This window comes from Blastococcus jejuensis (assembly GCF_039534705.1).
In the GTDB taxonomy this organism is placed as follows: domain Bacteria; phylum Actinomycetota; class Actinomycetes; order Mycobacteriales; family Geodermatophilaceae; genus Blastococcus_B; species Blastococcus_B jejuensis.
This window is the reverse complement of record NZ_BAAAVV010000002.1, coordinates 448,758-470,807: the sequence shown is the minus strand read 5'-3', so window position 1 is coordinate 470,807 and position 22,050 is coordinate 448,758. Positions and strand designations below refer to the sequence as shown.

Below are 22,050 nucleotides of genomic sequence, written 5' to 3'. Positions count from 1 at the left end.
AGACGCCCCTGCCCGCGATCAGGCCTCCGGCAGCTCCACCCGCCGGGCGCCCGCGACGTCGAACAGGTCGCCGTACTCCTCGACCCGGGCCAGCACCTCGTCGGTGGTGAACCGCAAGGTCGCCGGATCCGCCCCCTCGCGGACGGCGTCGACCTCGTCCCACCCGATCGGCGTCGACACCGTCGCCCCGTCCCGCGCGCGCAGCGAGTACGGCGCCACGGTGGTCTTCGCCGGGTTGTTCTGGCTCCAGTCGATGAGCACCTTGCCCGGCCGCAGCACCTTCTCCATGCGCCAGACGACGTCGTCGGGCGTCTGCGCCGAGAGCTCCTGGGCCAGCGCCTTCGCGTACCGGCTGGCGTGCTCCCGGTCGGCGGAGACGATCGGCGCGTAGACCTGCATGCCCTTCGAGCCGGAGGTCTTGACGACCGGGTCCAGCCCGTCGGCCTCCAGGCGCTCCCCCAGCCGCTCGGCGACGGCGCAGCACTCGGCCAGACCGGTCTCCGGTCCGGGGTCGAGGTCGAGCACCAGCAGGTCGGGCAGCTGCGGGACGCCGTCGTCGTCGACCTGCCACTGCGGCACGTGCAGCTCCAGCGCGGCGAGGTTCGCCGCCCACGCCAGGTCGGCGACCGACTCCAGCACGACCATGTCGAGCGTCTCCCGGCCGGTCGAGCTGCCGGGGCTGGGGATGGTCACCCGGCGGACCCAGGCGGGGGCGTGCCGCGCGCTGTTCTTCTCGAAGAAGGTCTGCCCGTCGACCCCGTCGGGCCACCGGGTGAACGTGACCGGCCGGCCGGCCAGGTGCGGGAGCAGGACCGGCGCGACGCGGACGTAGTAGTCGATCACCTGCGCCTTGGTGAACCCGACCTCGGGGAAGAGCACCTTGTCCAGGTTCGACACCGACAGTGTCCGCCCGTCGATCTCGACCCGCTGCTTGGCCGGGCTCACGACTCCATCACCACGTCGTCGGGTTCCAGGTCCTCGCGCACGCCGCGCCACGACGGGTGCCGCAGCCGCCCCTCCGCCGTCCAGACGGCGTAGGCGACCTCGCCGACCAGGTCCGGCTCCACCCAGTGCGCGTCGCGGGTCACCTCGCGCGGGAGCGTGCCCTCGAACGGTGAGGTCGCGCGCGAGGTGAGCATCCGCTTCAGGTCGGCGAGGTCCTGGTCGCTGAAACCCGTGCCCACGTGCCCGGCGTAGACCAGCCGCCCCTCGTCGTCGGGCACCCCGAACAGCAGCGACCCGATGCCCCCGGCCCGCCGCCCCTGGCCGGGCCGCCACCCGCCGACGACGACCGACTGGGTGCGGAAGTTCTTGACCTTGCGCCAGTCGGGGCCGCGCACGCCCGGCCGGTAGACCGAGTCCAGCCGCTTGGCGACGACGCCCTCGAGGCCGTTCTCCTGGCTGGCCGCGAGCACGTCGGCGCCCACCCCCGAGCCATTGCCCTCGAACCACGGCGTCGCCACCCAGCGGTGCCCGGCGATCCCCAGGGCGTCGAGCCGGGCCCGGCGCTGCGCGTACGGCACGGCGAGCAGGTCCTCCCCGTCCCAGGACAGCAGGTCGAACACCAGGTAGGTGACCGGGTTGGCGGCGGCCAGCCGCGCCACCTCCGGGCCGGTGCGGTGCATCCGGTTCTGCAGGGCGCCGAAGTCGGGGCGGCCCCGGTCGTCCATGGCCACGATCTCGCCGTCGACGACGGCGTCGTGCCCGGCCAGCGCGTCCGGCAGCCGCCCGAGCTCCGGGTACCGGACGGTGATGTCGGTGCCCTTCCGCGACGTGAGGGCCAGGTCGCCGCCGCGCACCGCGGCGACGGCGCGCACGCCGTCCCACTTGAACTCATAGCCCCACGCGGCGTCGTCCTCGGGCAGGTCGCCGCTCGCCGCGGCGAGCATCGGCAGGGGTGCCGGCGGCGGCTCGTCGGCCTCGGGCGGGCGCGTGGCGTCGAGCTTGCGGATGTTCCAGGCACCGTCGTCCACCGGGAACAGCGCGTAGCGGCCGGCGAGCCGTCGCCCGTCGAAGGCGACGATGATGTGCCGCTCGTCCCACTTCTCGGTGGCGTAGCGGCCGGCGTCCCAGAGGGTGACGTGCCCGCCGCCGTACTCGCCGGCGGCGATGGTGCCGCGGAACGACGCGTACTCGAGCGGGTGGTCCTCGGTCGGCACCGCCAGCCGGTTGGTGCCCTGCTCGAGCGGCGGCCCCTTGGGCACCGCCCAGCTTTTCAGGACGCCGTCGCGCTCCAGGCGCAGGTCCCAGTGCACCCGCTCCCCCGCCCCGCGCGGCGTGTGGTGCTCCTGGACGACGAAGGTGTCGTCGTCGCCGGCCGGGAGCGGGGTGCCCGCCTCCGGCACCGGCTCGGCGGTCCGTCCGGGGTCCCGCTTCGCGCGGTACTCGGCGAGCGGGTCCTCCCGCCGGGACGGCACGTCAGGCTCTGCGGCGGGCGCGCTTGGCGGGAGCCTTCTTCGCGGCCGGCTTCTCCGCCGTCGTCTTCTCCGCCGTCGCCGTCTTCTTCGCCGCCGTCGTCTTCTTCGCCGCGGCGGTCTTCGCCGCCGGCTTCGCGGCCGCCTTCTTCGCCGGGGCCTTCTTCGCGGCCGGCTTCTCCGCCGGCGCCTCGTCCTCCGCGGCGGAGTCGTCGGCACCGCCGCGGGCCCGCTCGACGCTGCGCCGCAGGGCGCTCATCAGGTCGACGACGGCGGCGCCCTCGTCGGCCACCTCGGGCACCTGCTGGACCTCGCCGCCGCTCTGCTTGGCCTCGAGCAGCGCGGTCATCGCCTCGCGGTAGTCGTCGCTGAACTCGCTCGCGTCGAACTCGCCGGTCATCGAGCTGATCAGCGCCTCGGCCATCTTCAGCTCCTGCGGCCGGACGCTGATGTCCTCGTCGAGGAAGGCGAAGTCGGGACGGCGGATCTCGTCGGGCCAGCGCATCGTGTGCAGCACCAGGACGCCGTCGCGGACCCGCAGCGCCGCGAGCGACTCCCGCTGGCGGATGGCGATCTTCGTGATCGCCACCTGGCCGGCGTTCTCCAGGGCCTCGCGCAGCAGCACGTAGGGCCGCGCGGCGGGACCGTCGGGCTCGAGGTAGTAGGTCTTCTCGAACATGATCGGGTCGATCTCGTCCTGCGCGACGAACTGCAGCACCTCGATCTCGCGCCGGGTGCTCAGCGGGAGGTCGTCGAAGTCCTCGTCGGTGAGGACGACGACCTGACCGTCGGGCAGCTCGTAGCCCTTGCCGATGTCGCCGTACTCGACCTCCTCGCCGTCGATCGAGCACACCCGCCGGTATTTGATGCGGCCGCCGTCGGCCACGTGCACCTGGTGGAAGCGGATGTCCTTGTCCTCGGTGGCCGAGTACAGCTTCACGCCGATGCTGACGAGTCCGAAGGAGACGGCCCCGCGCCAGATCGATCGCATGCCTGCCCCGCCTCCCAGCGGCGCCGGACTCCCGGCGCCCTTCTCAAGATCGCAGGATAGGCGCGGGGAGTGCGTCTCGGCAGGTCCGGCGGTGCGCCGGGTCCCCCCGAGGGAGGACGCGCCGGCGATCAGCGCGGCGGCGCGGGGTCGTGGTCCTCGGGGTCGAGGCTGCCCTTCTGGATCGCGTCGTAGGCGAACTGCAGCACGTCGGACCCGGCGACCATCGACATGGTCAGCGCCGCCAGCCGGGTCGCCTTCGGCGCGGTCGCGTACCCGAACACCAGCCCGGTGGCCACCCACTGAGCCAGGCAGAACGGGCAGGTGAGCAGCTCGCCGACGGCGTGCTTGGCGCCCCCGTGCTCCCGCACCTCCTCGGCGACCTCCGCGTGGCCGGACGGGCCCTCGAACGTCGTGAACGGCGCGCGCAGCGGGCTGGTCACGGGGTCCTTGGCGATGCGGCGGGACAGCCGGAAGGTGGCCACCGTCAGCAGCGCCAGGTCACCCAGCGGGATCCGGGCGGGAAGATCCGTGCCCCGGGCGCGGACCGTCGCGATGCCGGCGGTCACCAGGCCCAGGTAGACGCCCATCGCACCGAGGTCGCCGGCGAGGGGCCGTTCGGCGCCCCGGGTGTACTCGCGCTGCTGCGTGCGGGCCCACCGCCGCACCGGGCGGGCGAGCCGCTGGACGTCCTCTGCGAGTGCCATGGGAGCGCGCTACCCCCGGGCACCGTCCCCCATGCCGGACGCGGGAAGGACCACATCAGGCATGCACCGGCGGGGCACGGGTAGGGCGGGTCGGGAGCACGGAACGACACACCGACGAAAGGCACGACAGTCATGACGCAGCCGGAGGGCCAGACCGCTCGCGACGTCTCCCCGGAGGCCGAGGGCCTCCCCGAGGTCGCACAGGACGACTCGCCCGGCATGGCCGCCGCCGAGGACCCGGAGTTCGCCCCGTTGCCCGGCGAGCGACCGGGCGCCAGCGTGGACTTCGGCACCACCTCGGTCGAGCAGGCCGAGGGCGAGTCGCTCGACGGCCGACTGGCCCGGGAGATCCCGGACGACGCGCCCGGCGTCCGTCCGGCCGAGGACCCCGCCCGCGGGCGAGGCCCCGAGGAGGCCGCGCTGCACGTGACCGACGGCTGACCCGCTCCCGGCCACTCAGCGGAACCGCCCAGACCCGCTTCCGGGGGACACGCGTCCCCCGGGGGCGGGTTGGCGCGTCTGCGATCGGTTGTCTACGTTTGGGATCACGGTTGAGCAGTCAGCCGCCACGGGACCGGGTCCGCCAAGACCCTGCCCCGACACGTTCGACCACCCGCGGCGACCGGGACCTCCGGGGTCCGGCGTCGCACAGCGGTAGATTGTCCGGGCGGTCCGCCATCCGGGTACCGCCGAGAGGAGCACTGTCCGTGACGACTTCCGACCTGCCTGCCGAGGGGCAGCCCGACGTGTCGACCGAGGGCACCGAAGCACCCTTCGACGACGTGATCACGCTCTCCAGCTCCACCGGTGAGGACGGCGTGGTGACGGTGACGGTCGTCGGCGAAGTCGATACGTTCACCGCTCCGGTCCTGCGCTCGACTCTCGACACCCAGCTCGAGCAGCAGCCGCCCGAGCTGATCATCGACCTCTCCGGCGTCCAGTTCCTGGGCTCCGCCGGTCTCGCCGTGCTGGTCGAGACCCAGAAGTCGGCCCGGTCCCGCGAGGTCGGCCTGCAGCTGATCGCGACCACGCGCGCGGTCACCCGCCCGCTCGAGGTGACCGGTCTGATCGATCTGTTCACGATCGCCGACAGCCCCACCCGCTGAACCGCCGACGAGGGGCCCCGCCGGATCCGGCGGGGCCCCTCGTCGCGTCTCAGGCCGACAGCATCCGGCAGACCGCCTGCTCGAGCGCCCGCTGGGCGTCCCGGTCCCCCTCCGCCGCGGCGGCGTCCTGCAGGGCGGCGGCGACCGTCTCCCCGTGCTCGAACCGGTCGACGACCCGGGGGTCGACGTAGCTGGCCTTGCAGACCGCCGGGGTGTTGCCCAGGTGCTCGGAGACCCGCACGTACGCGGCCTGGATCGCCTTCTTGCGCGCCGTCCGGGAGGCCGGCGGCGGAGTCTCGGCGAGGGTGGCGGCCATGAGCACCGTCGCGTTCCAGGTCCGGAAGTCCTTCGCGGTGATCTCCGCGTCGCTGATCTCCTTGAGGAACACGTTGATCTCGTCACTGGTCACGTCCCGCCAGGAGCCGTCGTCCAGCTGGTAGGCGAGCAGGTCCTCCCCCGCGTCGTCCGGACGCTCCAGCAGCTGCCGGACGACGGTGGCCGTCGGCCGGTCGGTGATCTCGACCTCGCGCTCCAGCCCGCCCTTCGCCGTGTAGGAGAAGAAGGTCCGCTCGCCGCGCACGTGCACGTGCTCGCGCTTGAGCGTGGCCAGCCCGTAGGTGCCGTTCTCCTCGGCGTACTGCTCGCTGCCGATGCGGAACGTGCCGAGGTCGAGCAGCCGGACGGCGGTGGCGAGCACGCGCTCCCGGTTCAGCCCGCGGGTGCGGATGGCCGCCACCACAGCATCCCGGACGTCGGGCAGCTGGTGGGCGATCGACAGCACCCGCTCGTGCTTCTCCGCGTCGCGGCGGGCCCGCCACTGGTCGTGGTAGCGGTACTGGCGCCGGCCGGCGGCGTCGACGCCGGTCGCCTGGATGTGGCCGTGGGGCCATGGGCAGATCCAGACGTCCTTCCACGCTGGCGGGATCGCCAGCGCGCGGATGCGGTCGACGCGCTCGTCCTTGATGAGGGCGCCGTCGGTGTCGTAGTAGGCGAAGCCGCGGCCCGCCCGGCGACGTCGGTACCCGGGGCCGTTCACGTCGCTCCGCCGCAATCTCACCCCGGGGTGATGAGCACCGGCGCGTGCGGGCAAACCCCGACGGACCGGAACTCGCCCGACCGGGCCCGGTTCAGTGGAGGTCGACCAGCTCAGTGAGGCCGCTGATCTCCAGCACGTGGCGGGTCACACCGCCCACCGGTGCCCGCGCGACCAGCCGCCACCCCTCGTCCCGCGCGATGCGGGCCAGGGCCAGCACCTCGCGGACGGCGGCGCTGCTGAACAGCCCGACGTCGGTGACGTCGAGCTCGATCGGCGTGGTGCCGCCGCGGCTGGCCTCCAGCATCCGGATCCGGAGCTGATCGGCCGCACCCTCGTCGACGACGCCGCTCACCCGGACCACCGGCAGCTCCCCCGACCGCTCCACGGAGACGGCCGCGTTGCCCACGGCGACCTCCCGCTCGTCCTCCTCCCCGGCGGTGCGGCGCAGCCGGAGGCTGAGCGTGAGCGTCGTGCCCTGCTCCTCCTGGAGGACGACGGCGTCGACCAGCTGCCGCATGATCAGCAGGCCGCGCCCCCGGTCACCCGGGTCGCGGTCCGGCGGCCGCCAGGTGCCCTGGTCCTGCACGGTCACGGTGAGCACGCCGTCGACGTCGACCGCGGCGACCACGGTCAGCGGTCCGGGCTCGCGACCCCGGTAGGCGTGCTCGGCGGCGTTGGCGCACGCCTCGCCGACGGCGACCATCACGCCCACCCGGTCCTGCTCGCCCATGCCGAGCCCGGCCAGCCAGTCACCGAGCCGCCGGCGGACGCCGGGCAGCGCCGACGGGACGGCGACGAGTTCGAGCCGCAACGGCTCCAGCCCGTCCTCGCACCGGTGCGCGACGAGGACGGCGACGTCGTCGAGCCAGCCCTGCGGGCGGCGGACACCTTCGGCGATCGCCTCGGCCAGCCCGGCCGACCCTGCGGCGTCGAGCGCGTCGGGCCGGGCCAGCACCTCGCGGGCCGCCTCGGCCAGGCGGTCGAGGGCGGCCACCGGTCCCGGGCTGCCCCCGGCGAGGGCGCCGTTCGAGTACAGCACCAGGGTGGCGCCCTGGTCGAGGACGGTCTCGGCGACGGGCGTCTCGGCGCCGGGCACGCTGCCCAGCGGCGGTCGCGGCACGACGGGCAGGAACGACGTGCGGCCGTCGGCTTCGACGATCAGCGGGGCGGGGTGCCCGGCGGCGCCGTAGACGAGCCGACCGGTACCGGCGTCGAGCACGCCGTAGAAGACCGAGGCACCTTCGACGTCGTCCATCTGCCGGGCGAAGTCGTCGAGGGCCGCGAGCACGACCGACGGCGAGGGGTCGCGCAGCGCCGTGGACCGCATCGCGCCGCGCAGCCGGCTCATGGCCCCCGCTGCGGGCACTCCGTGCCCGACGGCGTCACCGATGACGAGGGCGAGCCGGCCGTCGCCGAGCGGCACCGCGTCGTACCAGTCCCCGCCGGCCGCGCCGGCCAACGAGGCCCGGTGGTAGCTGCCCGAGAGCCGGAGATCGGGCATGAGCGGCAGGGAGGGCGGGAGCAGCGAGAGCTGGGCCAGCTCGACGACGTCGGGCCGTCGCGGCCAGGCCGGCGTCGTCCCGGCCGGCGGATCGGGCTCCAGGACGAGCAGGACGGCCGGGCCGCCGTCGATGCGCAGCGGGCGGACGACGGCGGTCGCGGGCGGCCCGCCGTCACCCATCGGACCGCTGAGGGTCTCCGGGCGACCCGAGCGCAGCACGCGTTCGACCACGTCGGCGACGTGGCGGCCGTCGATGGTCGGCAGGTGCTCGGAGCGCGGCGCCAGGGCCCGCGCCTGTGCGTTGGCCCAGACCGGCTCCGCGTCGGACGCCGTGAAGCAGAAGATCGCCGACGGCGCGTCCTCCATGGCGGCGAGCAGCACGGTGGCACCCGCGTCCTCGGCACGCTCGGAACGGGGTGGCACATTGCCGGGGCTGGCGCTCATCTCCGGCCAGCCAACCCCAGGGTGTGCGCCCCGGCAACCGCGCCACGACGTCGGATCTGCGACTGTGATCACCGGTTTACCGGGTCATCGAGGGGGGTACCCGCCCCCTTCGGGCGATTTGCGGGACCATGGTGTTCGGACCATGGTGCAACGCCTCCGCACGAGGGCCGGGAACGGCCTGGCGGGGTTGATGGAACGCGACGCCTCGATGGCGAGCGCGCGCGAACGTAGAGGAGCGGACGACGGATGGTCGACTCGAGGGGTGCCCTCGCGCCGGAGGGACGGCGCGCGGACCGGCTGGAGCTGCGGGTGCCCACGACGGCCACCCAGCTGCCGGCAGTACGGGCCATGGCCGGTGACCTGGCCATGCGGATGGACTACGACCTCGACGCGGTCGAGGACCTGCGCCTCGCCGTCGACGAGGCGTGCGCGACGCTGGCCGCGATCGCGACCGGCGACTCCCCGCTGACCGTCGTCTTCGAGACCACGCGCGCCGGGCTGCACATCGAGGCGTGGGTGCCCACCGCCGACGGGCAGGACGTCCCGCGCGACGGCTTCGGCTGGGCGGTGCTCGCGACGCTGGTCGACGCGGTCGACGGCCGACCCGCCACCCAGGCCGAGGTCCCGGGCGGCAACGGCAGCCCCTCGCCGGTCGCGGTGATCGCCATGGACAAGTTCCTGCCGGGCCAGCGTCCGAGCGGGCTCGGGAACGGGGCCGGCCAGAACCTCTCGGTAGCCCGGTGACCCGTGCGACGCCCGGCGGTCACGACACCCTCCCGGAGGGCCTGACCGTCATCCCCCGATCCCCGGAGGACGACATCCCCGCGCCCCAGGAGCAGGCCGTCGACGTCCCCGTCGACGTCACCGAGCCGGAAGCGGCGCCCGCCGCGGTGGCCGAGGACGAGGCCCCCGCCGCCGACGCCGTCCCGATCTCGGAGAACCGGCGGCGGGCCGAGCGGACCGCGCCCCTGTTCGCCGAGCTCGCGACCCTCGAGAAGGACGACCCCCGCCGGGAGCGGCTGCGGGAGATCCTCGTCGAGGAGCACCTGCCGCTGGTCCGGCACTTCGCCCGCCGGTTCAGCAACCGCGGCGAGCCGTTCGACGACCTGCTGCAGGTCGGCACCCTCGGCCTGATCGCGGCCATCGACCGGTTCGACCCGACCCGGGGTGTGGAGTTCCTCTCCTTCGCCGTCCCGACGATCACCGGCGAGATCAAGCGGCACTTCCGCGACCAGGGCTGGTCGGTGCGCGTGCCGCGCCGGCTGCAGGAGCTGCACCTGTCGCTCAACGCCGCGGTCGGCGAGTTGGCGCAGAAGAACGGCCGCGCGCCGACGCCGTCGGAGCTGGCCGCGCACCTGGGCATCCCGCGCGCGGAGGTGCTGGAGGGCCTCGCCGTCGCCAACGCCTACCGCAGCAGCTCCCTCGACGAGCGGCTCTCCGGTGAGGACGACTCCCCCACCCTCGCCGCCACCCTGGGCGAGGAGGACGCCGCGCTCGAGGGCGTGGAGTACCGCGAGTCGCTGCAGCCGTTGCTGGCCACCATCCCGGCCCGCGAGCGCCGCATCCTCATCCTGCGGTTCTTCGGCAACATGACCCAGTCGCAGATCGCCGCCGACATCGGCATCTCGCAGATGCACGTGTCGCGGCTGCTCAGCCAGACCCTCGCCAAGCTCCGCGAAGGCCTCCTCAAGGACTGAACCGGGCAAAGGATCCTCTGCCTGCGTTCTCGCTCGCAGAACGTAGGCAGAGGATCCATTGCCCAGGGGGTCAGGACGTGGGCGGTGGGAGCTCGGCGTTCCCGATCTCGCGGACCTCGTCCTTCGCCTGCGCCAGCGACGGGGGTGGCGGCATGGGGGCGTCGGCGATGCTCGACAGCTCGATCCGGGCCTCCGGCTGCTCGGCGGCCGGCGGCAGCTGCGACTCGAACCAGCCGGTGGTGTCCATCTCGGCCGTCGGGCGGGTGCCGCCGTTGGCCGACGGCTCGACGTCGAGCCACGACCGCGACCCCTCGCCCCCGGCACCGCCGAGGCTGGCCAGGCCCTCCAGCGCCTTGCTGAACTCGCTGGGCACGATCCACATCTTGTTGGCGTCGCCCTGAGCGATCTTGGGCAGCGTCTGCAGGTACTGGTAGGCCAGCAGCCCCTGGTCGGGCTTGCCGTCGTGGATCGCCTGGAAGACCGTCTCGATCGACTTCGCCTGGCCCTGCGCCTGCAGGAACAGTGCGGCCCGCTCGCCCTCGGCGCGCAGGATCCGGCTCTGCCGCTCGGCCTCCGCCTCGAGGATCGCCGCCTGCTTCTTGCCCTCGGCCGACAGGATCGCCGCCGCCTTCTGGCCCTCGGCTGTGGTGATCGCCGACTGCCGGGCGCCTTCGGCGGTGAGGATGATCGCGCGCTTGTCGCGGTCGGCGCGCATCTGCTTCTCCATGGAGTCGCGGATCGACGGCGGCGGGTCGATCGCCTTGATCTCCACGCGCGCGACCCGCAGCCCCCACGGGCCGGTCGTGCCGTCGAGGACCTCGCGCAGCTGGCTGTTGATGCCGTCGCGGCCGGTCAGGGCGCCCTCGAGGTTCAGCCCGCCGACCACGTTGCGCAGGGTCGTCGTGGTCAGCTGCTCCATGCCGGTGATGTAGTTCGCGATGCCGTACACGGCCAGCCGCGGGTCGGTCACCTGGAAGTAGACGACGGTGTCGATGCCGACCTGCAGGTTGTCCGAGGTGATCACCGGCTGCGGCGGGAACGAGATGACCTGTTCGCGGAGGTCGATCGTCGCCCGCACCCGGTCGACGAACGGCACCAGCAGGTTCAGGCCGGGCGCGAGCGTGCGGCTGTAGCGGCCGAGCCGCTCGATGACCTTCGCCTGCGCCTGCGGCACGATGGTCACGCTCTTGGCCAACACGACGATCACCAGCAGGGCGATCACGATCAGCGCGATGAGGGCCGGTTCCACGGCGGGCTCCCTTCCTCGGAGTCACCGCCGATCCTCCCGCGCGCGGGCCTCGCGGTCACGCTCCTCGGGCGCGGTTCACTCCAGCGCGGTCATTCGAGCGCGTCGCCCACGACGGCGGTGGCGCCGTCGACCTCCAGGATCCGCACTGTCTGGCCGATGGCGAACGCCTCGCCGCTGTGCTGGCTGCGGGCGGTCCACTCGTCGGCGCCCATGCGGATGCGGCCGCCGGATGAGTCGACCGCCCGGGTCACCTTCGCGGTGCGGCCGATCAGCGTGTCGACGCCGTCCAACTGCAGCGGCGTGCGCTCGGTGAGGTGCCGCTGGGCGATCGGCCGGACCAGGGCGAGCAGGACGCCGGAGACCACGATGAAGGCGATCATCTGCAGCACGGTGGCGCCGCCGAGCAGCGCGACGGTCATGCCGCCCAGCGCACCTCCGGCGAACATGAGCAGGACCAGGTCGAGGCTGGCCATCTCGCCGGCGGCGAACAACCCCGAGGCGATCAACCAGAGCAACCAGGCGGGCACGCCCCGCAGTCTCCCAGACCGAGGCGGGCTGGCGGCCGTGTCGCGTCACAGTCACCGAGTCGTGATCCCCGGGTCGCCGTCATGGCGTCGCCGTCATGGCGTCGTAGCCTCGACACGATGCACGAGTTCCCCGCCGGCCGGTTCGCGGTCTGGGCGACCGCCTGGCTCACCGGCCGCACCTCCTACGACGAGGCGCTGGACGCGGTGCTCGGCGAGACCGCGCACCGCGTGTCCGGTCTGCCCGGGACGGCAGGCGCGATGCCGATGGGCCCGGCGCTGAGCGCGCTGCGCGGGCTCGGTGAGCGCCGGTTCCGGCTGGTGCTGCCCGTGCCCGGCAACGTCGTGGGAGTGCCGGCCGTGCCGGGGCTGGCCGCCGCGGCGCTGGAGGCCGGGCAGGTCGCCGTGGGCGAGCGACTGGCCGTCGTCCCGGAGGCCGCCGGCCCCGAGGTGGTCGAGTGGACGGCGTTCCCCCTCGACGGCGCCGCGCCGCCGCCCCCGCCGGTGGAGGGCACCCTGCGTCAGGTCTCGGGGGCGCTGGACCTCGCCGTCGCCGATGCCGCCCGCACCCTCGCCGGACTGGACCTCGCCCGCTGGCACCCCGAGGTGCCCGCGCTGCTCGCCGGGCTGGCGCGGCCGGTCGACGCAGCGGGCCTCCCGGCCGACCACGACCCGCTCGCCGTCTCGGTGCTCGGCCGGGCGCAGCGGCTGGCCACGGTGCTGGACCTGGCCATGGCCGACGCTCCCGGCGGGGCGGTCAACCAGAGCCAGGCGGCCGCCCGCGACGTCGCCCTCCGGCCGCTCGCCGACGCCGTCCGGGAGGCGACCGTCGCCGCGTTCAACGCCGTCCCGCGCGGGGCCGCAGGTCGCTAACCTGCCGCGGCATGACCGCGCCGATGACGATGAACCAGTTGATCCATGCGGCGGTACGCCGCGACCTGGGGCGACTGGACACCGCGCTGGGGCAGGTGCGCGACGGTGACCGGGAGCGAGCCGCGGGCCTGGGACGGGCGTTCGGCAACCTGCGCACGCAGCTGACCCAGCACCACGAGGGCGAGGACGCCCACATCTGGCCCATGCTCGCGACGAAGGGCGTCTCCGCCGACCTCCTCACCGCGATGGAGTCCGAGCACGCCGCGATGTCCGCCGCGCTGGCCGAGACGGACACGGCGATGAGCCGGTACGCGTCGAGCGGCTCCGCGGCCGACGCCGCGGCAGCCCGCGAGAGCGTCGCCCGCACCCGGGAGGTCGTCGAGCAGCACCTCGCGCACGAGGAGGACGAGCTCGAGCCTCAGCTTCGACCTCACGTCGAGACACCCGAGTGGCAGGCCGTCGAGAAGAAGCTCAGCCGTCAGCCGCCCGGGATCGCGGGGCGCTTCTTCGCGTGGCTCACCGACGGGCTGACCGACGCCCAGCGCTCGTTCCTGCGGGCGACCGTGCCCACGCCGGTCGTGTTCGTGCTGTCCCGCACGTTCGGCCGCTCCTACTACCGCGAGGTGGCCCCTGTCTGGCGGGACGGGCGCCCCCGGGGTTGATCATCGGCAGATGGCCGCCCTCGACAGCGTGTCGGGCGGCCACCTGCCGATGGTCAACTGCGCCGCGGGCGGGCGACGAAACAGCACGCGGCCGGGCAATTCGTGCCCAGGCGCGGCTGCCCGCCGGCGCGGCGCTCCTCCAGCAGGTCCCGCACCGCGGCCACGAACGCGGGGTGAGTGCCGGCCGTCGCGGCGCGGGCGAAGGCCAGCCCCAGCTCCTCGGCGGTCTGCCGGGCCTCGTTGTCGAGGTCCCAGATCACCTCGAGGTGGTCGCTGACGAAGCCGACGGGGAAGAGCACGACCGCCCGCTCCCCCTCCGCGGCGAGTGCCCTCAGGTGGTCGTTGACGTCGGGCTCCAGCCACGGCACCGACGGCGGGCCGCTGCGGCTCTGCCAGACCAGGTCGAACGGGCGGCCGGGGGCCGCCGCGTCGACGACGGCCTGCGCCGCGGCGGTCAGCTCGGCCTCGTAGGCGTGCCCCTCCGGCCCGGCGACGGCGGCCATCGCGTGCGGGATGCTGTGGGCGGTGGCCACCAGGCGCGCGTCGTCGCGGACGTCCTCCGGCAGGCCGGCGATCGCTGCGGCGAGCGCGTCGGCGTTGGCCCGGACGAAGCCGGGCGCGTCGAAGTAGTGCGGCAGCTTCTCCGCGGTGGGCCCTCCCCCGAGCACGGCTCGGGCCCGGGCGACGTCCTCGTGGTACTGCCGGCACCCTGACGCCGAGGCGTAGGCCGACGTCGCGAAGACGTAGACGTGCTCGATGCCGTCGTCGGCCATCTGCTGCCAGGTGTCCTCGACGTACGGAGCCCAGTTGCGGTTGCCCCAGTAGACCGGCAGGTCGATGCCGGCCCCGGCGAGCTCCTTCTCGACGGCCGCGATCAGCGCCTTGTTCTGGTCGTTGATCGGGCTGACGCCGCCGAAGTGGTGGTAGTGCTCGGCCACCGCCTCGAGCCGCTCGCGCGGGATGCCGCGACCGCGGGTGACGTTCTCGAGGAACGGCATGACGTCGCCCGGCCCCTCGGGGCCGCCGAACGAGAGCACGAGCAGCGCCTCCCGCCGTCGCGACGGCGCGGGCGCGGTCGAGGGCGGGACGCCGCCGTTGTTGCGCACGGCGAGCGACGGTTCCTCGTCGGGTCGCTGGCCGGGGTGGATGTCGACGTCGCTGGCGCGGGGCACGGTTGTTCTTCTCTCGGTGGTGCGGAAGCGGATGCGGTTCACACGCCGACGGCGTGGCTCTGTGACCTCACACGCCTACGGCGTGGAACCCTCCGTCGACGTGCACGATCTCGCCGGTGGTGGCGGGGAACCAGTCCGACAGGAGCGCGACGACGGCCTTGCCCGCGGGCTCCGTGTCGGTGACCGACCAGCCGAGCGGCGCGCGGCCCTCCCAGGCCTCCTCGAACTGCACGCTGCCCGGGATGGACTTCATGGCCATGCTGCGCAGCGGCCCGGCGGCGACCAGGTTGGACCGCACCCCGTCCGACCCGAGCTCGCGCGCCAGGTAGCGGGAGGTGGACTCCAGCGCCGCCTTGGCCGCCCCCATCCAGCCGTAGACCGGCCACGCGACGGTGGCGTCGAAGGTCAGTCCGACGACGGAGCTCGGGTTGCCCAGCAGCGGCCGGCAGGCCTGGGTGAGCGAGGCGTAGGACCAAGCCGAGACCTGGAACGCCGTCGCGGCGTGCTCCCACGCCACCTCTGGGAAGCCCTCGCCCATGGCCTCCTGCGGCGCGAAGCCGATGGAGTGGACGACGCCGTCGAGGGTGTCGAAGCCCTGCTCGCGCAGCCGGTCGGCGAGCGAGGAGAGGTGCTCGGTGTTCGTGACGTCGAGCTCCACGACGGCGGCCTCCTGCGGCAGCCGCTTGGCGATCCGCTGGCACAGCGACAGCGCCCGCCCGAAGTTCGAGAGGACGACGGTGGCGCCCTGCTCCTGGGCCAGCCGCGCCGTGGCGAAGGCGATCGACGCCTCGGTCAGCACGCCGGTGACGAGGATCTTCTTCCCCTCGAGAATGCCCATCAGTGACCCATCCCCAGTCCGCCGTCGACCGGGACGACCGCCCCGGTGATGTAGCCCGCGTCGTCGCTCGCGAGGAAGCGGACGACGCCGGCGATCTCCTCCACCTGGCCGTACCGGCCGAGCGGGACCTGCCCCAGGATCTCCTGGGTCCGCTTCTCCGACAGCTTCGCGGTCATGTCGGTGGCGACGAAGCCCGGTGCCACCACGTTCGCGGTCACCCCCCGGCTGCCGAGCTCGCGGGCGATGGCCCGCGCGAGGCCGACCAGCCCGGCCTTGCTCGCGCCGTAGTTCGCCTGGCCCGGCGCGCCGCTGAGCCCGACCACCGACGAGATGAAGATCATCCGCCCCTTCCGGGCGCGGACCATCTTCGCGGCAGCGCGCTTGGCCACCCGGTAGGCCGCGGTGAGGTTCGCGTCGACGACGTCGGTGAAGTCCTCTTCCTTCATCCGCATCAGCAGGCCGTCGCGGGTGATCCCCGCGTTGCTGACCAGGATCTCGACCGGCCCCTGGTGCTGCTCCACCTCGGTGAAGGCGCGGTCGACGGCGTCCCCGTCGGTGACGTCGCACTCGACGCCGAAGAGCCCCTCGGGCGCTCCGCTGCCGCGGTGGGTGACCGCGACCTTGTCCCCGGCGTCGGCGAACGCGCGGGCGATGGCCAGCCCGATGCCGCGGTTGCCGCCGGTCACCAGCACCGATCTGCCGCTCGCTGCCACCGCGCCCACCCCTTCTCACCGCCGTGCCGGATGCGACGAACCTAGCCGGTGGGCGCAGGTCACACCCGGTGCAGGCCTTGGGGCAGCAGGCTCAGCGGGCCGTCAGAGGTTCCGGCCGCACGTCGGCCAGGCGCCCGGCCCCTGAACCGCCAGGACGCGCTCGGCGACGGCGATCTGCTCGCTCCTCGTGGCCAGGTCGGCCCGCGGGGCGTAGGTCGCGCCCCCGAAGCCGGCCCATGTCTGCTGGCTGAACTGCAGGCCGCCGTAGTAGCCGTTGCCGGTGTTGATGCTCCAGTTGCCGCCGGACTCGCACATCGCCACGGCGTCCCAGTCGTGCGCCGACGGCGCGGGGGCCGGCGGACCCGCGGCCGGCGGGGCCCCGGCGGGCGGCGGGGACGGCGGCGGTGCCGGCGCGGCCGGGGGCAGCTGGGTCTGCAGGTCCACGAGCGTGGTCCGCGCCTCGTCGAGCTGGGCCTGCACCACGTCCCGCTCGGCCTGCAGCCCCTCGGCCCGCTGCACCGCCTCGGCCTCGGCGGTCTCCGCCGTCGCCCACGCCGCCTCCGCGACCCGGCGCGAGCGGTCGGCCTCGTCGACCGCCGCCCGCGCGGCGGCCTGCGCGTCGATGGCGCGCTCCCGCGCTGCCCGGACGTCGACGAGGACGGTGGTTCGGTGGTCCCCGACGACATCGAGGAGGGCGGCCCGCTCGATCATCTGCGCGGGGCTGCCTGCCGTGATGAAGCTCTGCAGGGCCGGCGAGGTCGTGCCGGCCATGTAGCTGCTCCGGGCGAACGTGGCGAGGTCCTCCTGCGCGGCGGACAGCTCCGCCTGCGCCTGCTCCGCCGTGGCCCCGGCTGCCCGCGCGTCGGCATGCGCCCGGTCATAGGCCCGTTGCTCGGCGTCGTGCTGCTCGCGCGCGGCGGCGGCCCGTGCCGACGCCTCGTCGGCGGCGGTCTGTGCGCTGCCGATCTGCTCCAGCAGCTGCTGGACCCGTGCTGCGGCGGCGTCGACGGCCTGCGCGGCGTCGTCCACGTGCGCCGGCTCGGCCGACGCCACGCCGGGGACGCCGAACACGACGGCGGCCAGAGCCGCCGCGACCGCGCCGGCGGCGCAGCGACGGCGCGCGGCCAGGACCTTTCCGTTGTGCACGCGCGTCTCCCTCCCGGTCCACGGTCCCGGTACGAGATCGACATCCCCGGCCGCGAACTTGAGGGCGCGGCGAGGTCGGGGACCCTGCGGTTCGAACGCCTCCCCAGGATGCACGCCGCGCGATGTGGCGGCCCGGCGGGGGCGACCGGACGTCCCGGTTCCGGATGCCCTGCATTCCGCCCGCGCCCCGCGCCAGCCGGCACCCGGTGCTTGTCAAGCACAGTCGGCCCAGGAAGACTCACACGCGTCGCGGCATCGCGGCCACGAGCAGTGGGCGAGGGATGACGCACGACGACGCGGGGTCGACGACGTATGCACCGGGCGAGGCCACCGGCGCACTGACGGGGCTCGGCTTCGCCGACCCCGACGGCCGGTCCCGAGGGGAGAGCCTCGGCGAGCGTCTCCTCGGCTCGCTCCTCGACCGCGCCCACCTGATGCCACCCCGGCTGGTCGGTCCCCTGGTCGCCCAGGAGATCGCGGCGATGGGCGGGCGCGACGTGGCCATCTACCTCCAGAACTTCGAGCACGCCCTCCTCCAGCCCCTGCAGGGACCGGGCCTCGTCGGGGTTCCCGAGCCGATCGACAGCAGCCCCGCAGGGACGGCGTTCCGCACCGACAGCCCGTGCGAGGTCCCGCAGGCCGACGGCGCCGTGCGCCTGTTCGTGCCCATGCTCGACGGGTCCGACCGCGTCGGGGTCCTGGGCCTGACCCTCCCGCGGGTCGACGACAACGACCGGCGGCTGGCCCAGCGGATCGCCGGCCTGACCGCCGACCTGGTGGTCACGAAGTCCGGTTACACCGACACCTTCGCCCGCGCGCGGATGACCAAGCCGATGAGCCTGTCGGCACACCTGCAGTGGCAGATGCTGCCACCGCTGGTCATGACCACGCCCGACATCGCGCTCGCCGGGGCGCTGGAACCGGCCTACGACGTCGGCGGCGACAGCTTCGACTACGCCCTCGACGAGCACACGCTGCACCTGGCGGTGTTCGACGCCATGGGCCACGGCGTGGAGGCGGCCACCATGGCCACCCTGCTCATCGCCGCCTACCGGCACGGCCGGCTCAACGGCAGCGACCTGCCCGACATTTACGCCGAGATGGACGCGGTCATGGCCACGTCCTTCCCGGGGCGCTTCGCGACCGCGCTCATCGGTCGCCTCGACACGACCTCCGGTCGGCTCACCTGGATCAACGCCGGTCACCCGCCGGGCCTGCTCATCCGAGGGGGCCGCGTGATCGAGGAGCTGTCGGGACCGGTCAGCCGTCCGGTCGGGCTCGGGGACGCCGAGCCCGACATCCACTCGGTCCAGCTGCGCCCCCACGACCGGGTGCTCTTCTTCACCGACGGCGTGGTCGAGGAGCGCCTGGAGGGCGGCGTCCAGTTCGGCGAACAGCGGCTGCGGCAGTTCATCGAGGACAACGCCGTCCAGGCGCTGCCGCCCGCCGAGACGGTCCGGCTGCTCTCGCACGCACTCTTGCAGGGCCGCGGCGGGCGGACGTCGGACGACGCCTCGCTGCTCATGGTCGAGTGGACGGGCCCGCCGCGGGACGACGAGCTGGCCCGCGGCATGGCCGACACGGTCCCGGCCGGCACAGTGCTCGACTGAGACCGCCCGATCAGCCGGCGGGCGGGTAGTCCAGCTCGAACCAGACCGTCTTGGCGGGGCTGTGCCGACGGCGGCGGGCGCCCCAGCGGTCGGCCAGCGTGCTGACCAGTCGGATGCCCCGGCCGTGCTCGGCGGTGACGGCGGGGTTCCGCAGGACCGGCAGTCCGCTGTCGGTGTCGGTGACGCCGACCCAGACCCGCCCCTCGTCCGGGGAGACCTGCACCTCCACCACGAACTCGTGACCGCCGGCATGGCGCACGGCGTTGGTGGCGAGCTCCGAGACCAGCAGTGCGGCGGTCTGGCCGAGCTCGGCAGGCACCCGGTCCAGGGCGTCGCTGACGTAGCGACGCGCGGCCGGGATCGAGTCCGGCCAGGCCGTGAACGCCTGGGAGGCCATGTCAGGCCCCGTCCAGGCCGAAACGCCCGGCCAGCCCGAGGACCTCGATGACCCGGCGCACCGGCTGGGTGGCCGAGCGGGTGCGCACCTGGCCGAAGTGGTTGGCGATCCGGACGAGGATCGCGACGCCGGAGGAGTCGAGGAACGTCAGGTTGCCCATCTCCAGCACCACCGGCTGCGGTGGGCGGGTCAGCAGGTCGTCGAGCGCCCCAGCCAGGTCCGGCAACGCGGCGAGGTCGAGCTCGCCGGCCAGTTCGAGCACCAGCCCCTCGGGTCCCTCGATGATGTCGAGGCGTCCCCGCCGTCCGTCGGTCAGTCCCATCGCAACCCCAGCAGCACGGTGTCGTCCTTGTTGCCATCGGTGGCCAGTGCCTCGACCAGGTCGTCGAGCATGCCGTCCAGCGGCCTCGATCCGGCGACGGCGGCGGCGGTCCGCAACCGCTCCAGACCGGTGTCGATGGTCTCCTCCCGGCGCTCCACCGCACCGTCGGTGAACGCCAGCAGCGTGGCGGCCCCAGCCACCGGCACGACCGCGGCGGGTGCGGGATCGGGATCGGGCACGCCGACGGGGGGCGCGATCGGGCAGTCGAGCAACCTCGCCCGGCCGTCGGTGATCAGCACCGGCGGGAGGTGGCCGGCGGAGACGAGGCGCAGGCGGCCGGCGCTGGTGTCCAGCTCACCCAGCAGGACCGTGGCGAACTGGTGGTCGGTCCCGATGTCGAGCAGCTTGCGCACCTCGGCCAGCACGGCCTCGATGTCGTGCCCCTCGGACACGTAGGCGCGGACGGCGAAGCGCAGGGCCGCCATCGTGGTCGCCGCCGGCAGTCCTCGGCCGGAGATGTCGCCGACGACGAACACGCAGCAGCCGGGCCCGCGCGAGATGACGTCGTACCAGTCGCCGCCCACCTCCAGCTCGTCGACGCCCGCCACGTACCGCGCCGCGACCTCGAGGCCGCCGATCTCGGGCACGACGGGCAGGAGGGCGTGCTGCAGGGTGCCGGCGATGCCCCGCTGCTGTCGGTAGAGCCGCTCGTTCTCCACGGCCAGCCCCTCGGCGACCAGCCGCCGCCGGGACACGAATTCGAACGTCGCACCGCCGCCGATCGCCAGCGCGCCGCCTACTCCGAGGACGATCCACGGCAGCGCCGCCGACAGCGCACCGGTCAGGGGCTCCGGGGAGGAGCCGACGATGGTGATCGAGGTGTTGCCGAACGGCACCGTCGTCGTCTCGGTGTCGCCCCGGACGGGCGTGGGCACCGTCGCCTGCAGCAGGGTCCCGGGCCCCACGTCGTCGCCGAGGTACAGGGCCAGATCGAGGCCGTACAGCGGCGAGCCTTCCTGCACCGTCAGCCGGCGTTCCGGAGGCAGCGGCGACTCGGCGTAGACCACCAGGTCGGTGTTGTCCTCCGCCGGCATCAGCGCGTAGGCGAGCCGGTCCGGCTCCCCGGGCAGGATCCCCAGGATCACCAGCTCGCCCGTGGGCTCCAGCTCGGCGATGGACTCCGGCCCGTCCTGCGGCAGCAGCGGCTCGACGCCCTGCACGGTCAGCATCTCCGCACCGCCGTCGGCGGTCCGCCACAACGACAGCGACTGGCCGGTGTCGTTCAGCTCCTCGTCGGCGAACCGGGCGAACGCGTTCGGATTCGCGTCGGTGGCGACCGCGACCAACCCCATGTCGGACAGCTGGACCTGCAGCACCGCGGCCTGGTTGCCCAGCAGCGAGCCCACCTGCGCCAGCTGACGGCGCAGCAGGCTCTCCTCGCTGTTGGCGTTGACCTGCCAGGTCAGGAAGCTGAGGGCCACCGTGATCGTCAGGAGCACCAGAGCGACGACGACGCTCAGTTTCCGGGGGGCCTTCGTCAGCATGACCCCGCGAGGCTAACCCGGACCGGATGGAGACGTCCGGAGCCTCGCGGACCGGGCGGGAGCTCGGCCGGCGACGACCGGAACCACCGTGCCCTACGGTCGGACGATGCGAGCCGTGCAGATCACCGAGTTCGGCGGGCCCGAGGTCCTCAAGGTCGTCGATGTGCCGGAACCGGCGCCCGGCGACGGCCAGCAGCTCTACGACGTCTCCACCGCCGGCATCAACTTCGCCGACACCCACCAGATCGAGAACTCCTACCTCTCCGCCCAGAAGCTGCCGCTCACGCCGGGCGCCGAGTTCGTCGGCACGCCGGTCGGCGGTGGGCAGCGCGTGGTCGGGCTGCTCGACGGCGGCGGCTACGCCGAGCGGGTGGTCGCGCACGACTTCCTCACCTGGGCGGTGCCCGACGGGGTCAGCGACGAGCAGGCGCTCGCGGTCGTCCTCCAGGGGTCGACCGCCTGGCACCTCCTGCGCACGTGCGCGCACCTGGCCGAAGGCGAGACCGTCGTCGTCATCGCCGGAGCCGGCGGCGTCGGGTCGCTCGCGGTCCAGCTGGCCCGCCGCTGGGGCGCCGGCCGGGTGATCGCGACCGCCTCCAGCCCGGAGAAGCGGGCCCTCGCGGAGGAGCTCGGCGCGCACGCCACCGTCGACCCGGCGCTGGCGACCGACGACCCGAAGACCTTCACCGGCGCCCTGCGCGAGGCCAACGGCGGCAAGCCGGTCGACATCGTGCTGGAGATGACCGGCGGCAACGTGTTCACCGGCTCGCTGTCGGCGCTGGCCCCGTTCGGCCGCCTGGTCACCTACGGCATGGCCGCCCGCCAGGAGACGGCGCCGGTGCCGCCGGGGGCGCTCATGCAGAAGAGCCGCGCCGTCATCGGGTTCTGGCTCGCCCACTGCATGGCGCGGCCGCAGATGATGGACGCCGCCATGCACGACCTCCTCCCGATGGTGGCCGAGGGCGCGCTGAAGCCGGTCGTCGGCGGGCGCTACCCGATGTCCGCCGTCCGCGAGGCGCACCAGGACCTGCTCGCCCGCCGCACCACCGGCAAGCTCGTCCTCGACCCCGCCCGTTGAGCTTTCTGTACCGAAAGCTGGGCGGGACG

At 73.9% G+C, this 22,050-nt stretch carries 23 protein-coding genes; 8 read left to right on the top strand and 15 right to left on the bottom strand.

From position 1 onward, the window contains the following. Nucleotides 1-18 precede the first annotated feature (18 nt). From ligD (ABD644_RS05960) to ABD644_RS05945, 4 genes are all read right to left on the bottom strand, one after another. Entirely contained in the window at nucleotides 19-945 is a 927-nt protein-coding gene (gene ligD / locus ABD644_RS05960; protein WP_344687736.1) for a non-homologous end-joining DNA ligase, read from the bottom strand. Beyond that, complete coding sequence (ligD, locus tag ABD644_RS05955; protein WP_344687735.1) at nucleotides 942-2,417, bottom strand: non-homologous end-joining DNA ligase; 1,476 nt, start codon at nucleotides 2,415-2,417, stop codon at nucleotides 942-944. The genes ligD (ABD644_RS05960) and ligD (ABD644_RS05955) overlap by 4 nt, the downstream gene beginning before the upstream one ends. A gap of 1 nt (nucleotide 2,418) precedes the next feature. Further along, a complete protein-coding gene (gene ku, locus ABD644_RS05950; protein ID WP_344687734.1) occupies nucleotides 2,419-3,405 on the bottom strand; it encodes a non-homologous end joining protein Ku in 987 nt (328 codons plus the stop codon). Between the two features lie 128 nt (nucleotides 3,406-3,533). Further along, a complete protein-coding gene (locus ABD644_RS05945) occupies nucleotides 3,534-4,109 on the bottom strand; it encodes a DUF1360 domain-containing protein (RefSeq protein ID WP_344687733.1) in 576 nt (191 codons plus the stop codon). A 132-nt stretch (nucleotides 4,110-4,241) separates the two neighbouring features. Between ABD644_RS05945 and ABD644_RS05940 the strand changes: the two genes are divergently transcribed. Further along, nucleotides 4,242-4,550: a hypothetical protein gene (locus ABD644_RS05940; protein ID WP_344687732.1), complete on the top strand. Its 309-nt coding sequence runs from the start codon at nucleotides 4,242-4,244 to the stop codon at nucleotides 4,548-4,550. 266 nt (nucleotides 4,551-4,816) lie between these two features. Then, nucleotides 4,817-5,215, top strand: a complete 399-nt coding sequence (locus ABD644_RS05935) for an STAS domain-containing protein (protein ID WP_344687731.1) — start codon at nucleotides 4,817-4,819, stop codon at nucleotides 5,213-5,215. A gap of 49 nt (nucleotides 5,216-5,264) precedes the next feature. Here the strand turns inward: ABD644_RS05935 and ABD644_RS05930 are convergent, their stop codons facing one another. Together ABD644_RS05930 and ABD644_RS05925 are read right to left on the bottom strand one after the other, a co-directional pair. Continuing rightward, nucleotides 5,265-6,251: a DNA topoisomerase IB gene (locus tag ABD644_RS05930; protein ID WP_344687729.1), complete on the bottom strand. Its 987-nt coding sequence runs from the start codon at nucleotides 6,249-6,251 to the stop codon at nucleotides 5,265-5,267. Nucleotides 6,252-6,342: 91 nt separating this feature from the next. Beyond that, the gene (locus tag ABD644_RS05925; RefSeq protein WP_344687728.1) at nucleotides 6,343-8,196 is read right to left on the bottom strand and encodes a SpoIIE family protein phosphatase; all 1,854 of its coding nucleotides are present in this window, start codon (nucleotides 8,194-8,196) and stop codon (nucleotides 6,343-6,345) included. A 246-nt stretch (nucleotides 8,197-8,442) separates the two neighbouring features. On the opposite strand from ABD644_RS05925, the gene ABD644_RS05920 reads away from it, so the two are divergent. Both ABD644_RS05920 and ABD644_RS05915 read left to right on the top strand, forming a co-directional pair. After that, entirely contained in the window at nucleotides 8,443-8,940 is a 498-nt protein-coding gene (locus tag ABD644_RS05920) for an ATP-binding protein (protein WP_344687727.1), read from the top strand. Further along, nucleotides 8,937-9,893, top strand: coding sequence for an RNA polymerase sigma factor SigF (locus tag ABD644_RS05915; RefSeq protein WP_344687726.1), 957 nt, complete (start codon nucleotides 8,937-8,939; stop codon nucleotides 9,891-9,893). The genes ABD644_RS05920 and ABD644_RS05915 overlap by 4 nt, the downstream gene beginning before the upstream one ends. 70 nt (nucleotides 9,894-9,963) lie before the next feature. On the opposite strand, the gene ABD644_RS05910 is transcribed toward ABD644_RS05915, so the two are convergent. Both ABD644_RS05910 and ABD644_RS05905 read right to left on the bottom strand, forming a co-directional pair. Beyond that, on the bottom strand, nucleotides 9,964-11,142 hold the full coding sequence (locus ABD644_RS05910) for an SPFH domain-containing protein (RefSeq protein ID WP_344687725.1): 1,179 nt from the start codon (nucleotides 11,140-11,142) through the stop codon (nucleotides 9,964-9,966). An 89-nt stretch (nucleotides 11,143-11,231) separates the two neighbouring features. Further along, nucleotides 11,232-11,669 carry an NfeD family protein gene (locus tag ABD644_RS05905; RefSeq protein WP_344687723.1) on the bottom strand — a complete coding sequence of 146 codons (438 nt, stop codon included), beginning with the start codon at nucleotides 11,667-11,669 and terminating at the stop codon, nucleotides 11,232-11,234. Between the two features lie 117 nt (nucleotides 11,670-11,786). On the opposite strand from ABD644_RS05905, the gene ABD644_RS05900 reads away from it, so the two are divergent. Further along, nucleotides 11,787-12,539, top strand: a complete 753-nt coding sequence (locus tag ABD644_RS05900; protein ID WP_344687722.1) for a hypothetical protein — start codon at nucleotides 11,787-11,789, stop codon at nucleotides 12,537-12,539. Nucleotides 12,540-12,550: 11 nt separating this feature from the next. Continuing rightward, complete coding sequence (locus ABD644_RS05895) at nucleotides 12,551-13,201, top strand: hemerythrin domain-containing protein (RefSeq protein WP_344687720.1); 651 nt, start codon at nucleotides 12,551-12,553, stop codon at nucleotides 13,199-13,201. A gap of 53 nt (nucleotides 13,202-13,254) precedes the next feature. Here the strand turns inward: ABD644_RS05895 and ABD644_RS05890 are convergent, their stop codons facing one another. The 4 genes from ABD644_RS05890 to ABD644_RS05875 form a co-directional block, all read right to left on the bottom strand. Next, on the bottom strand, nucleotides 13,255-14,373 hold the full coding sequence (locus tag ABD644_RS05890) for a ferrochelatase (protein ID WP_344687719.1): 1,119 nt from the start codon (nucleotides 14,371-14,373) through the stop codon (nucleotides 13,255-13,257). Nucleotides 14,374-14,440: 67 nt separating this feature from the next. Next, the gene (fabI, locus tag ABD644_RS05885) at nucleotides 14,441-15,211 is read right to left on the bottom strand and encodes an enoyl-ACP reductase FabI (protein WP_344687718.1); all 771 of its coding nucleotides are present in this window, start codon (nucleotides 15,209-15,211) and stop codon (nucleotides 14,441-14,443) included. Beyond that, the gene (gene fabG, locus ABD644_RS05880; RefSeq protein WP_344687717.1) at nucleotides 15,211-15,924 is read right to left on the bottom strand and encodes a 3-oxoacyl-[acyl-carrier-protein] reductase; all 714 of its coding nucleotides are present in this window, start codon (nucleotides 15,922-15,924) and stop codon (nucleotides 15,211-15,213) included. Before fabG ends, fabI begins: the two co-directional genes overlap by 1 nt. A gap of 102 nt (nucleotides 15,925-16,026) precedes the next feature. Next, entirely contained in the window at nucleotides 16,027-17,070 is a 1,044-nt protein-coding gene (locus tag ABD644_RS05875) for a transglycosylase family protein (protein WP_344687716.1), read from the bottom strand. A gap of 281 nt (nucleotides 17,071-17,351) precedes the next feature. Here ABD644_RS05875 and ABD644_RS05870 point away from each other — a divergent pair, with 281 nt between their 5' ends. Further along, a complete protein-coding gene (locus ABD644_RS05870; RefSeq protein WP_344687715.1) occupies nucleotides 17,352-18,680 on the top strand; it encodes a PP2C family protein-serine/threonine phosphatase in 1,329 nt (442 codons plus the stop codon). A 10-nt stretch (nucleotides 18,681-18,690) separates the two neighbouring features. Here the strand turns inward: ABD644_RS05870 and ABD644_RS05865 are convergent, their stop codons facing one another. Genes ABD644_RS05865 through ABD644_RS05855 form a run of 3 tightly spaced genes read right to left on the bottom strand, consistent with a single transcriptional unit; the run spans nucleotide 18,691 to nucleotide 20,943 of the window. Continuing rightward, nucleotides 18,691-19,077 carry an ATP-binding protein gene (locus ABD644_RS05865; protein WP_344687714.1) on the bottom strand — a complete coding sequence of 129 codons (387 nt, stop codon included), beginning with the start codon at nucleotides 19,075-19,077 and terminating at the stop codon, nucleotides 18,691-18,693. 1 nt (nucleotide 19,078) lies between these two features. Next, a complete protein-coding gene (locus ABD644_RS05860; RefSeq protein ID WP_344687713.1) occupies nucleotides 19,079-19,399 on the bottom strand; it encodes an STAS domain-containing protein in 321 nt (106 codons plus the stop codon). After that, nucleotides 19,390-20,943 carry a PP2C family protein-serine/threonine phosphatase gene (locus ABD644_RS05855; RefSeq protein WP_344687712.1) on the bottom strand — a complete coding sequence of 518 codons (1,554 nt, stop codon included), beginning with the start codon at nucleotides 20,941-20,943 and terminating at the stop codon, nucleotides 19,390-19,392. The genes ABD644_RS05860 and ABD644_RS05855 overlap by 10 nt, the downstream gene beginning before the upstream one ends. Before the next feature lie 106 nt (nucleotides 20,944-21,049). On the opposite strand from ABD644_RS05855, the gene ABD644_RS05850 reads away from it, so the two are divergent. Then, a complete protein-coding gene (locus ABD644_RS05850) occupies nucleotides 21,050-22,021 on the top strand; it encodes a quinone oxidoreductase family protein (protein ID WP_344687711.1) in 972 nt (323 codons plus the stop codon). Nucleotides 22,022-22,050: the final 29 nt, after the last annotated feature.

Excerpts from the sequence above, each read along its gene's own strand:
- ABD644_RS05855 (WP_344687712.1), bottom strand. The coding sequence starts at position 20,943 with ATGCTGACGAAGGCCCCCCGGAAACTGAGCGTCGTCGTCGCTCTGGTG.
- ABD644_RS05925 (WP_344687728.1), bottom strand. The coding sequence starts at position 8,196 with ATGAGCGCCAGCCCCGGCAATGTGCCACCCCGTTCCGAGCGTGCCGAG.
- ABD644_RS05900 (WP_344687722.1), top strand. The coding sequence starts at position 11,787 with ATGCACGAGTTCCCCGCCGGCCGGTTCGCGGTCTGGGCGACCGCCTGG.
- ABD644_RS05870 (WP_344687715.1), top strand. The coding sequence starts at position 17,352 with ATGACGCACGACGACGCGGGGTCGACGACGTATGCACCGGGCGAGGCC.
- fabI (WP_344687718.1), bottom strand. The coding sequence starts at position 15,211 with ATGGGCATTCTCGAGGGGAAGAAGATCCTCGTCACCGGCGTGCTGACC.
- ABD644_RS05865 (WP_344687714.1), bottom strand. The coding sequence starts at position 19,077 with ATGGCCTCCCAGGCGTTCACGGCCTGGCCGGACTCGATCCCGGCCGCG.
- ABD644_RS05850 (WP_344687711.1), top strand. The coding sequence starts at position 21,050 with ATGCGAGCCGTGCAGATCACCGAGTTCGGCGGGCCCGAGGTCCTCAAG.
- ABD644_RS05895 (WP_344687720.1), top strand. The coding sequence starts at position 12,551 with ATGACCGCGCCGATGACGATGAACCAGTTGATCCATGCGGCGGTACGC.
- ABD644_RS05945 (WP_344687733.1), bottom strand. The coding sequence starts at position 4,109 with ATGGCACTCGCAGAGGACGTCCAGCGGCTCGCCCGCCCGGTGCGGCGG.
- ABD644_RS05940 (WP_344687732.1), top strand. The coding sequence starts at position 4,242 with ATGACGCAGCCGGAGGGCCAGACCGCTCGCGACGTCTCCCCGGAGGCC.
- ku (WP_344687734.1), bottom strand. The coding sequence starts at position 3,405 with ATGCGATCGATCTGGCGCGGGGCCGTCTCCTTCGGACTCGTCAGCATC.
- ABD644_RS05920 (WP_344687727.1), top strand. The coding sequence starts at position 8,443 with ATGGTCGACTCGAGGGGTGCCCTCGCGCCGGAGGGACGGCGCGCGGAC.
- ABD644_RS05860 (WP_344687713.1), bottom strand. The coding sequence starts at position 19,399 with ATGGGACTGACCGACGGACGGCGGGGACGCCTCGACATCATCGAGGGA.